This window comes from uncultured Traorella sp., from assembly GCF_944327115.1.
Taxonomy (GTDB): Bacteria; Bacillota_I; Bacilli_A; order Erysipelotrichales; family Erysipelotrichaceae; genus Traorella.
Genome location: NZ_CALVGS010000005.1, coordinates 1 through 12,379, shown reverse-complemented (window position 1 = coordinate 12,379; position 12,379 = coordinate 1). Strand labels below are relative to the sequence as shown.

Genomic DNA, 12,379 nt, shown 5'->3' with positions numbered 1-12,379 from the left:
CACAGAATAAAAAATCAGCAATCATGTCCGCCATATCTCATGAATGCGGTATGAAGACACCGGCACGGGGAATTGTCATTGCACTTCCTGTCGAAGAAGTGGCCGGATTAGAAGAATTAGCAGAGTAGTTATAATTCATATCATAGTAAAAGGACTTCATGTTTCTAAATGAAGTCCTTTGTAATTAAACATCATACTTATATCTTAAACAATTCCATGATATCATCCTTATCCATCTTTGATAAGCTGCCTTCATTATTCTCTACAAAGCTGTCTGCCAGATCTTTCTTCTTTTCCTGAAGCTTTAAGATCTTTTCTTCAATACTGTTTTTCATGACCAGCTTAAATACCTGGACATTTTTTTCCTGTCCGATGCGATACGCACGATCTGTCGCCTGATTCTGGGCAGAAATGTTCCACCATGGATCAAAATGGATCACCGCCTGTGCAGCAGTTAGATTTAATCCAGTACCTCCTGCTTTCAATGAGATCAAGAAGACTTCTGTATCATCGCTTTGGAATTTCTGAATCAACTCTCTTCTTTCCTCTTTGCTCGTCTGTCCTGTCAGCTTATAACTGGAGATATTTAATAAGTTTAATTCCCTTTCAATTAAATCCAACACGCTCGTAAAAGAAGAAAAGATCAATACCTTCTGTGAATTTTCTTTCAGATTAACGACTAAATCCATGCAAGCCTTCATCTTGCTTGATGAATCATAGATATTGTCAAACAAAAGACGGGGTTCACAACAAATCTGACGCAATTTTGTCAGCATGGCCAATACCGCAATCTTATCTACCTTTTCATTTCCCATCATTGCATTCAATTCCTTATTGACACTTGCCAGATGAGCCAGATAAAGCTTATTTTCTTCTTCACTAAAATCAATCAATTGTACTTTTTCTATTTTATCCGGAAGCTCCTGTAACACTTCTTTTTTATTTCTACGTAAAATAAAAGGAGTAACAAGCTGTTTCAGCTTTTTCTTCTTTTCCTCATCATCATTTCTTACGATATCATTTTCATAATGATTCAAAAAATAATGATAGTTAAACAGATAGCCCGGCATAAGAAAATCAAAGATTGACCACAGCTCTGCCAATGAATTTTCAATCGGTGTCCCTGTCAGAGCCAGCTTATGATTTGCCTTTAACTTCTTTACAGAAATCGCATTTTGTGTTTTCTGATTTTTGATATACTGAGCTTCATCCAATATCACATATTCAAATTGCTTGTCTTCATACAATTCGCCATCCCGACGCATATAGTCATAGCTGGTAATATAGAGATCTGCTTTCTCTTCTAATAAATCACGGCGGTTTTCCTGATTCCCGACAATACATATTGCCCGCAGCTGCTTAGAAAATTTTTCTACCTCATCCATCCAATTATATACGAGCGAAGAAGGCGCTACAACGATACACGGAAGTTCTGTTTGTAATCCTTCGATCAGCGCAATGACCTGAAGCGTCTTTCCAAGACCCATATCATCTGCCAAGATACCGTTAAAGTGATAGCTATTTAATAACTGCATCCATTTGACACCCTCTTTTTGATATTCACGAAGGATATCCTCGTATTGACTAGGAATCTTCATCTCATCTATTGCCTGAACAGTAAAATGCTCCAAAGCATTTTTAAAAGACCGGCTTCGTTCAAATACGATATTTTTAGAAGCATTGGCTTCCTGTTCAACCGCAAAAAGACGATAAGGATTCAAGGCAAATTCACCATTGGCTATATCCTTTACATCTAAATGAAAATCATCCATGATCCCGCTTAGCTCTTCAATAGCCGGTGAATTTAAATGTATCAGTTCGCCGTTTTTTAAACGATAAAACTTCTTCTTTCGCCGGTATTGTGACAAGATCGAAGAAATTTCATCCTTAGGCAAATCCTCACTTTGAATATCAATAGATAAAAGATCGCTTTCATAACGTACACCTACATTGATCCGATACATTTTATGTTCATTAAACTTCTTCAGGGATTCACTGATATAAACATCACCATAGTTCTGTAAGAAAGTAAAACCTTCTTCTACAAAGCTCAAGGTATTTTCCTCATTACTATCAAAAACCGCAACTCCTTCTTGGATGTCTGATGCATATTTACGAATATAGCTTTCTACAAGATCCTGTTCATAGGTCAACAAATTTTCATTTGTAAGTCCCATGCTGTGATGCTGGTCTTCATACAGATATTCCACATTTACTACGACATCGCCTTCATCGTTGATATCTCCAAAGATCTTGATCTTCTCAAGCTGACTGTTCGGCAGTTCAAACAGATTCATAATATCAAAATAATCTGTCAGATTATCTAAAACATACTTATAAAATTCATTGCGTTCTTCCTTTAATATCCAGATAGGATGTAAAAGCAGCTGCTTGATCAGATCAATGGCTCTTCCTTGATCATCCAGAACGATACAATGAAATTCATAGCTGTTTTTAGAATGATCCAACATATACAAATTACGATTTCCGCATATATATGATGATAGATCCGTTACTAAAGAAAGCTCATCATATTTACTTTTTTCCTGCCAGCGAAGCTCAATCTTTTTCTCTTCTCTTTGACAGCTGAAATTACTGCCTCCCGCATCTTCATAAACATAAAAGAAATCATCAATATTATCATTATCCAAATTAATGGAACGTCCCAATTGGGATGTATAATAATACTCTTTTTTTCTTAGACGTCTTTCCATTTCTTCCATGAAATGGATCTGTTTCTGTCCTAATTCATCAAAGGATTCTATTTGATGAGTCATTGATAATTGCTTGCCATAAGTATGAAATGTATGATGATTCATCATTTCCAAAAAAAGTGATATATTTTTTATCACATATTTTTTTTCGTTTCCTATCTTAAATGTCAAGCTCAAATGATGACCATATCCTTCATTTAAAGAAGCTTCAATCTCATAACGTTCATTTGTGATGATACGATCCAGTTGCCGCTGATAATCCATCTTGCGCATTTCCATGATCTTTCTTCCCATAGAAGTCATTTCCATAAGATGCGCCGATTCTCGCCTTTCAGCACTTTTCTTTCTTTCTTCAAGAATTTCATGTTCCAGATCCTTTTCATAGTGATATGGAAAATGATCAATATCCAATTGGTTGATCTTCAGCATGACCGCTCCGATATGTGCACATGGGTCAGAATCACAATAGGAACAATTACAGTTGTATTCCAAAAGCTTTCCGCTTTTATCCAAAACAAAGAAAACGTCATAAATCCTTCCGAGCACATCTACTGCTCCATGAATTTCATAATGATTACCTAAATCACAGATATCTAATAAGACAACATTATCATATTGTTCATAACGATGTGCAATAGATAGACTGGTTTTATTTTTTATGTAATTCTCAATCTGAAGTTCCATACATTTCCCCCATGACATCATCCAGCAACTCAATGAGCTTATTTTTCGTTGGATTCAATTTCTTTAAATAATATATCATATATTCGACCCTTTTATTATCCTGATAACGATACCGGTATTCTTCAAGATAATCAATAATCATTTCATAAGCTTTGGTGCTTCTCGACTTATCAGCCGTATTTATCAGTGCTTCAAGGAGAACCTGTGCATAAAGCTCCTCATCTCTTTCTTGGATCATCTTGCCATATACTTCAATATTATCCAATGTCGGTTCCCTGTAAAGAAGTTGAACCACATATTCCCATTCCTGCTGTTCATTGATGAACTGTTCAAAGGAATAACCATCTGTTTTCTTTCTGACCTTATCATAGATATCCTGTGAGATATATTTCCATTCATCCTTAAGAAGCTCTTTGGCACGTATGATCTCACTAAAGTCAGGATTCCAATAGCTTAATCGCTGAACAAGCTGTGAAACATAACCAGACGGATCACATTGTATCCATGCTTTTTCATAAAGAGCTTTCATTTCCTTTGCAAGTGCCATATTTTTATGGGTCTTCTGATACGATTGAATCAGCTTCATGGCAGAGGAATAGTCTTTACCATTCACAAGATCAATAGCCTCTAAATAAATCATTGCTTCAGAATTTTTAAATTGATCATATTTTTGTCTGAATTCCTTATAGCTTAATTGTGACTTTTCACTTAATATCATTAAAATGCGGGAACATAAGGCCTCATTTAAAACAAGCGGCATCTGCATAAGCAGGTTATCACAGATCTGTTGGACTTCTGATGCTTCTTTTTTCTGTATCAGATTCAAAAAATAAGGATGAAAATAAATATTTTTGTTCCATGATAAAGAATCTATTCCCCATTGAAAAATCAGATCATAAAACTTTTCATCTTTGATCAAAGTATTCAATGAGCGAATCATTTGATGAACAAGAAAATGAATACGATTTATCGGATAAGTAATACGTGGTATTTCTTCACAGTATGCTTTGATCGTTTCCCATGAACCCTCTTTTGACAGAACGACCAGACGATTTAAAAGCCTTGACTCAAACTCCTGATAATCCTTTAGATTAGGTTTGGATTTACTGGAAATATAGACATTATAGAGAGTACGCAGCGTTTCCTTTCTTGGTTCTTGGACCCCTTCATTCATATACCGAATGAATAAGGCAGCACTATGTGGACACTCATGATAGACTTTTGCGTAAGTACAATCACAATATTTTGCACTTAACTGCTTGGCTTCATTAAAAACAAGCTTTACCTTATGAAGCTTGTGATCCATGACCCTTCCTTCAACCGTTTTACCATTTACCGAAAGATTGCTGACCTTCATATTCTGGTACAGCTTCTTTCCTTGCTGATAGATCGTATAACTAAATGGCCTTTCCATAAATACCTCACTTCATTTACCAATATAAAAATTATATCATATTTTTAATGTGCATACTGTTTTATCTTTATTTTTTGAAGATTACGGTCTTTTTATCCAATATAGTCATTACTCAGGCTGAATCTTCGGCATAATAAAAGCGACACAGCCGAAGCCATGCCGCTTTTCATCATAATATAAACTATTTATTGATGTTGTAGAATGCAGATTTACCTAAGTACTTAGCACTAGCTCCCAGATCATCAGCAATTCTGATCAATTCGTTGTATTTAGCAATACGGTCAGTTCTTGACATAGAACCTGTCTTGATCTGTCCTGCATTGAAGCCAACAGCGATATGAGCAATCGTCGTATCTTCTGTTTCACCTGAACGGTGAGATACAACAGCTGTATAACCAGCTTCCTTGGCCATTTCCATAGCATCGAAAGTTTCTGTCAATGTACCGATCTGGTTAACTTTGATCAGGATCGCATTAGCGATGTGCTTTTCAATACCTTCTTTTAAGATAGCAGGATTTGTAACGAATAAGTCATCACCAACCAACTGGATCTTGTCACCCAGTCTTTCAGTTAACTTCTTCCATCCATCCCAATCTCTTTCACCAAGACCGTCTTCGATAGAAACGATTGGATATTTTTCTACCCATTCAGCAAACATATCGATCATTTCATCAGTAGTCTTTGTTCCCTGACCTGATTTTGCCAGATCATAGTTCTTAGTTTCAGGGTTGTAGAATTCACTGGCAGCAACGTCCATTGCGATGCAGATATCTTCACCCGGAACATATCCGGCAGCCTTGATAGCTTCAACGATCAATTCCAATGGTTCTTCGTTACCTTCACGGCAGCTAGGAGCAAATCCACCTTCATCACCAACATTTGTGTTGTATCCTTTGCCCTTCAATACCTTACGTAAGTTATGGAATGTTTCAGCACCCATTCTTAATGCTTCGTTGATAGACTTAGCACCAACAGGCATGATCATGTATTCCTGGAAATCAACTGTAGAGTCAGCATGGCTTCCACCATTTAATACATTCATCATAGGAACCGGTAAGGTCTTACCATTGAAACCACCTAAATATCTATATAAAGGCATTCCATAGTAATCAGCAGCTGCATGAGCACATGCCAAAGAAACACCTAAAATAGCATTGGCACCGAATTTAGACTTATCCTTCGTACCATCCAATTCGATCATCTTCGTATCGATAGCTACCTGATCTGTAACATCCATACCGATAATTTCATCAGCAATAATGTCATTTACATTGGCAACAGCTTTTAAAACACCTTTACCCAAGAAACGAGATTTATCACCGTCACGAAGCTCCAGAGCTTCTCTTTCACCAGTAGAAGCACCAGATGGTACCATAGCGCGTCCAAATGCGCCTGAATCAGTTGTAACTTCTACTTCTACAGTAGGGTTACCACGAGAGTCAATGACTTCGCGAGCGTAAACATCAATAATAATAGGCATAATTTAAAATCCTCCCTTGTTAATTTTTACACACAAAGTATATCACAAGCACCATTTAAAATAAAGGTTTAATTCTTATTTCTTCGTGGTTTTTGTTTTTGATTCATCATAAAAGCTCCGGCTACGATCAGTCCGATCGGCCAATAATGCACCACGATATAATTCAGCATCATCGCCACCTCATCACTTTTAAAATCCGGCTGTATCAATAATAAGATGCCACTCAGACACATGACGGTCCCAATCCTTTTTTTCATACATATTTCCTTTGAAGCTATCATATACTGTCACATTGAAAAACAATGTCGAGAAAACCATGAAATATTCTTTTGCATCAAATATGCAGTTGTCAAACTGATCATATATACATTAAGTGTCAGATTGATAGGTTTTATTTTCACTTGGAATATGATAAAAATAAGCATGATGCTGTCATGCAAGACTTCCATATATTAAAAGGAACACCTTCAGTGTTCCTGTCCTATCAATATAATCACCGTCTCTATTATGGATTTAAGACAACCGTTTCATTATAAATATCATCTTGTGTCCAATCTTCATTATTATATACGCTCCACGTCATTTCGATTTCTTCTACTGTTGTAATATCATTTTCCTCAAATGTGGAATCAGACCAAGATACATCAGAGAAAGCAGCTTTTCCTGCAGCTACGCTGGCTGCCCAAAAAGGATCCGCCATAAAGCCGTTGACCGATACATCATCGACACTAAACATAACCTCGCTATCTGTTTTATTTACTAGGTAAAGATGCATCGTATAACCCCAAATACCATCTTCATCATATCCTGTGACAATGATCGTTACATTCTCATTATCTACGATCACATGATCTGTTGACTGACTTTCCCTAACAAAGGTAGTTGCTTTATCCTCGCCATAAGGGTAAACATGAACCGTTTGTAGCGCTACATCATCAGCCATCCAATCATCATTATCATAAACCCTGAAAGTAAGCTGAATATCTGTAAAGTCAGTTAATCCATAACTGCTCAGATCTTCAGAAAAATTAATTTCTTCATTTGATTTCTTACCGGCAGCAACTGTTGTCGCAAATAAAGGATCTGTCTGCAAACCATTGACCGAGGCATTTTGAACTGAGAACATATATGTTTTATCCTCTGATTTATTTTCCAAATAAGCATTTAACGTATAGCCCCACATATTGTCAGGTTCGATCCCGGTAATTTTGATCGTACACTGCTCATTATCAACCACTGTAATTTCTTCAAATGAAATTTCTTCTGTTTCCACCGGAGTATTATCATTGTTTTCACCGCTATCATCAGAATCAGCAGATGAACAAGCTGTCATAGATATCATAAGTGCAAGTCCCAGTAAATAAGCTGTCATTTTTTTCATAATCAATCCTCCTGTCATCATGTTTATGAAAGCCTTTTCACTCTTATATGATATCATAAATATCCAGTAAAATCATATAATTATTTTTACCTTTTTTACAGTCAAAAAAAAGACAGCCTGTACTCAGACCGTCTTCAATTTAACTTATTTTGTCTTTTCAATCAATTCCTTGAAAGAATCAACCTTCAATGAAGCTCCACCAACTAAAGCACCATCGATGTCTTCCATAGCCATATATTCCGCAATGTTTTCAGGCTTAACGCTTCCGCCATACTGAATACGTACCTTATCAGCCGCTTCATCACCATACATCACTCTGATCTGATCACGAACGATGTGACAGCAATTCTGTGCAATTTCTTTTGTAGCTGATTTACCTGTTCCGATAGCCCAGATAGGTTCATAAGCAATGACGATATTAGCTACACATTTTGGACATAAGTCAGCCAGGCTTCCGGTTAACTGATCACGAATGACTTTTTCAGTTTCACCTGCATCAAACTGAGCTTCTGTTTCACCGATACAAACGATTGGTGTGATACCTGCTTCAATCAAACGCTTTGCTTTCTTATTAACCGTTTCATCTGTATCACCAAACATCTGACGACGTTCTGAATGTCCGATGATGCAGTATTTGATGCCGATTTCTTCCAGCATCGGTACACTGACTTCACCCGTATAAGCACCGCTATCAGCAAAGTGGCAGTTTTCTGCAGCCACGATCAGATTTTTTGCTGCTTTGTTTGCTTCATTCAATGCCAAGAATGAAGTAGCTACACCATAAGTAGCACCATCATGGCATGCAGGATCAACAGCATTGATAAATTCAACCGCTTCAGCGATTGTTTTGTTCATTTTCCAGTTTCCAACAATAATAGGCTTTCTCATATTACTTATCTTCAATTACCGCAATACCCGGTAATACCTTTCCTTCCATGTATTCAAGTGATGCTCCTCCACCTGTAGAAATGTGAGAGAATTTGTCACCAAATCCGAGCTGAATAGCTGCAGCAGCAGAATCTCCGCCACCGATAACTGTAGTAGCATCCGGCAATTCAGAAATAGCCTTGCATACTTCTAATGTACCATTAGCAAATGGCTTCATTTCAAATACGCCCATCGGACCGTTCCATACAACTGTCTTAGCACCTTTCAAAGTTTCTCTGTAAAGCTCAACAGTCTTAGGTCCAATGTCAAGGCCCTGCCAATCAGCCGGGATCTTATCGGAATCTACAACCTTCGTATTTGCATCTTCCGCAAATCTGTCAGCTACGACATTATCAATTGGCAATACCAATTTATCGCCAGCTTTTTCAAGATATTCCTTAGCCATTTCAACACGGTCTTCTTCCAGCAATGACTGTCCTACTTCATATCCCTTTGCTTTCAGGAATGTATAAGCCATACCACCACCGATGATAACCTTATCAGCAATCTTCAGCAGATTGTCAACAACAGCAATCTTGTCAGATACTTTTGCACCACCGATGATTGCAACAAACGGATGAACCGGTGTATCAACAGCAGCACCTAACATCTTCACTTCTTTTTCTACAAGGAAACCTAAAGCACTTGGCAAGTGAGTAGGGATACCAACAGTAGAAGCATGTGCACGGTGTACTGAACCAAAAGCATCTTCTACGAATAAATCACCAAGGCTTGCCCAGTATTTACCTAATTCAGGATCATTCTTGCTTTCACCTTTTTCATAACGTGTATTCTGAACTAAAACGATTTCGCCGTCTTTCAGATCAGCAACAGCTTTTTCAAGCTCTTCACCACGTGTAACAGGTACGAATGTTACCTTTGTATCAACAACTTCTGCCAGTCTTTTAGCTACAACTGCCATATCGTTTTTCTTCTTGTCAGCTTCGCACTTTTCAGGATCCTTGTGATCGACCTTGCCTAAGTGGGACATTAAAATAACTTTTGCTTTGTTTTCAATTAAATAATTAATTGTAGGTAAAGCGGCCATGATACGGTTATCATTGGTAATAACACCGTCTTTTCTAGGAACGTTGAAGTCAACACGGACAATGACGCGTTTTCCGGCAACGTCTAAATCTTTGACTGTTCTTTTAGCCATAACTAAAAATCCTCCTCTATTTCGTTCCTATTATACCACTAAAATTTTTTTGACTCAACATTTCAGTGCATCTTTGTTACTAAAATCACATACCTTCAAACAAATCCAGCAATTCAGAAAAATGATCGATTGTCTTCCATGCATTTGCCACTTTTCCAAAACCATAAGATGCATAGATCATCGGAATGCCGGCAAGCTCACAAGCTTCATAATCCTTCATCGTATCACCGACATAACAGGCGTCCTGATATCCATTGCGCTTCATGATCAACTTCAGATTTTCACCTTTCACAAGTCCTGTTCGTCCATGTGTTTCATAATCCTTAAAATATTGTCCTAGCGGATGTGCCGCAAACATCGCTTCCACATAGCCATCCTGTGCATTGGTAACAATCATGAGATCATGCTTTCGTGAAAGCTTGGCCAATGTTTCCTCTACTCCGTCATAAAGGATTCCTCCATGCTTGGCAATATATTTATTTTCATTATCCAGGCATTCCAGAGTAAGCTTTAATCTTTCATCAGGATCAAGCTGAGGAAAATAAATATTTGCAATCTCTTCAATTTCAAGCCCCATGACCTGATTCATGATATCCTGATTCAAATAATTTTTGATCCCCAATCTTTTTTCAATCACTTCATTACCGGCAGCCAGCACAGATTCACTCGAATCCCATAACGTGCCATCCATATCAAAAATAATACATTGTTTCATATCATCACTCCATTATCTTTATACTACCATATAAAAGCAAAAAAACAATAAGAAAAGAGGGCAAGCCCTCTACATCATAATTTCCTTTGGACGAAGCCTCGTCAGATAGATCATCGAAAAACCACAAGAAATAAGTATGGTTACTTCACCAACAACATAAAGCGTTACAAAATACTGCGCATCCGCTTCAATGGCAAAATTATCGATCACAGCATCACGAGTATCCAGCCTGTCACTAAACATCGGTTTATAAATCACCGGTAAATTCGCCAGATCACCGAGATCTTGCTGTCGCTGCACATAACGCTGGATTTCCAGCATATAATCCGATAACTTATTTCCTAAAAAGAGTCCACTGGCACTGGCCGTAGAAATCGCAATGACGGCCACTAAAGCAACCTCTAAAACAAGCTGAGAGATGATATGCTTCTTACTTTCTCCTAAAGAGGCATAAATACCGATTTCCTTGCGCCTGTCCTGCATGAAATAAACAACGACCAAGCTTAAAATAATAATGGTTGCAATCAGTGCTGCAACAAAGATCACTTTCGCGATCGTATCCAGATTTTCTACCGGACCTGCATTTTTCTTGTAAATCGTTGTCGATGATTCATAACTGGCACCCGGTACTTCACGTACGGTCTTTTTCGCCAGTTCATCAAAGGCATCCATCGCTTCCAGATCACTTACTCTAAAAGCTGCATAATCAGCATGACAATTACGCATCGCAAAAAAGCTGTCTGCCTCTTCCAATATCTTCATCAATGCTTTATTTGGAATATAAATACGCGAATCTCCTCCATCACCGGAAAAAGTACCAATCACCTTTGCATTAAATTTATAATACTCTACCTCAACATCACCGTTATCCAAATAATTATAATTGATCGGAATCGATAATGTAACTTCATTTCCTACCTTGCACAAACCTGTCGAAAGTCCAGAAGAAACTTTCGCCAGATCACGATTGGTAAGAATGACAAATTCTCCATTATCAATTTCCTCCTGAGTAAAGAAACGTCCTGAAAGATTCTGTGTCAGATGCAAGGTACCTTCCTTAAATAAAGCCGGTTCTGTTACATTGGTACTATACAAAGAAGCGATAACGCTTCCCAATGCATTTTCATTTCCCCATAAATCAGAATACAATGCATTCACTAAAGTATTAACATGATATTCACAGCTTATGACATTTTCATTTGCACATAAGCTCTCCATCGTATCCACATAATTCTCAAGAAAAGAATAAGTAAACATCTCATTTAAATCAGGATTTTCATAACTATAATCCATCGTGATCGTTCCCTCAGGTCCAATACCTTCGCTTAACTGTTCCTTAATCTTGCCACTTGCCATGATGATCGACAAAGAACCAGCCAATAAAGTAACCATCACAAAAATCACCAGAAAAAGCAGCAGTGTTTTAAATGGCCTTCTTATGATGCTTAGCCATGTCCTTTTTGCCCATTTCATGATCCTCTGACCTCAAAATTTTGAATATCGGTATTCAGCTTCAATACGATATCACTCTCACCTGCTATCTTCTCTGAATGTGTCACCATGATCACACACTTCTCCTGTTCATGTGCCAGCTCTTTAAAGATTTCAATGATCGTTTCGCTCGTCTTCCCATCCAGGTTCCCTGTCGGCTCATCTGCCAGGATCACCTTCGCATCTGTGGAAATCGCCCGTGCGATCGCTACTCGCTGCTGCTCCCCTCCGCTTAACCGGTTGATCCTTCTTGTTGCCTTGCTCCCATCGATCCCGACACTTTCCAATATCTCCAACGCTCTTTCTTTCATATTTCCTTCCCAGTGATGATCGCTGATCGACATCGCCACCATCACATTTTCTAAGGCATTCATATAAGGTATCAGATTATAGCTCTGAAACACGATTCCGATA

At 37.9% G+C, this 12,379-nt stretch carries 10 protein-coding genes; all 10 read right to left on the bottom strand.

What is annotated here, in order from left to right; translation table 11 throughout:
• Positions 1-197 precede the first annotated feature (197 nt).
• The gene (locus Q0K35_RS00245) at positions 198-3,398 is read right to left on the bottom strand and encodes a DEAD/DEAH box helicase (protein WP_294560508.1); all 3,201 of its coding nucleotides are present in this window, start codon (positions 3,396-3,398) and stop codon (positions 198-200) included.
• A complete protein-coding gene (locus Q0K35_RS00240; protein WP_294560506.1) occupies positions 3,382-4,812 on the bottom strand; it encodes a hypothetical protein in 1,431 nt (476 codons plus the stop codon). The genes Q0K35_RS00245 and Q0K35_RS00240 overlap by 17 nt, the downstream gene beginning before the upstream one ends.
• 181 nt (positions 4,813-4,993) lie before the next feature.
• On the bottom strand, positions 4,994-6,292 hold the full coding sequence (eno, locus tag Q0K35_RS00235) for a phosphopyruvate hydratase (RefSeq protein WP_294560505.1): 1,299 nt from the start codon (positions 6,290-6,292) through the stop codon (positions 4,994-4,996).
• 68 nt (positions 6,293-6,360) lie between these two features.
• Positions 6,361-6,549, bottom strand: a complete 189-nt coding sequence (locus Q0K35_RS00230; protein WP_294560504.1) for a hypothetical protein — start codon at positions 6,547-6,549, stop codon at positions 6,361-6,363.
• A gap of 248 nt (positions 6,550-6,797) precedes the next feature.
• A complete protein-coding gene (locus Q0K35_RS00225) occupies positions 6,798-7,673 on the bottom strand; it encodes a hypothetical protein (RefSeq protein WP_294560502.1) in 876 nt (291 codons plus the stop codon).
• Between the two features lie 144 nt (positions 7,674-7,817).
• Entirely contained in the window at positions 7,818-8,561 is a 744-nt protein-coding gene (gene tpiA, locus Q0K35_RS00220; RefSeq protein WP_294560500.1) for a triose-phosphate isomerase, read from the bottom strand.
• A 1-nt stretch (position 8,562) separates the two neighbouring features.
• The gene (locus tag Q0K35_RS00215) at positions 8,563-9,759 is read right to left on the bottom strand and encodes a phosphoglycerate kinase (RefSeq protein ID WP_294560498.1); all 1,197 of its coding nucleotides are present in this window, start codon (positions 9,757-9,759) and stop codon (positions 8,563-8,565) included.
• Positions 9,760-9,844: 85 nt separating this feature from the next.
• Entirely contained in the window at positions 9,845-10,474 is a 630-nt protein-coding gene (locus Q0K35_RS00210; RefSeq protein WP_294560496.1) for an HAD family hydrolase, read from the bottom strand.
• 69 nt (positions 10,475-10,543) lie between these two features.
• Positions 10,544-11,947, bottom strand: a complete 1,404-nt coding sequence (locus Q0K35_RS00205) for an ABC transporter permease (protein ID WP_294560495.1) — start codon at positions 11,945-11,947, stop codon at positions 10,544-10,546.
• A partial coding sequence (locus tag Q0K35_RS00200) for an ATP-binding cassette domain-containing protein (protein ID WP_294560493.1) occupies positions 11,944-12,379 on the bottom strand: 436 nt, incomplete at its 5' end. The genes Q0K35_RS00200 and Q0K35_RS00205, both read right to left, overlap by 4 nt.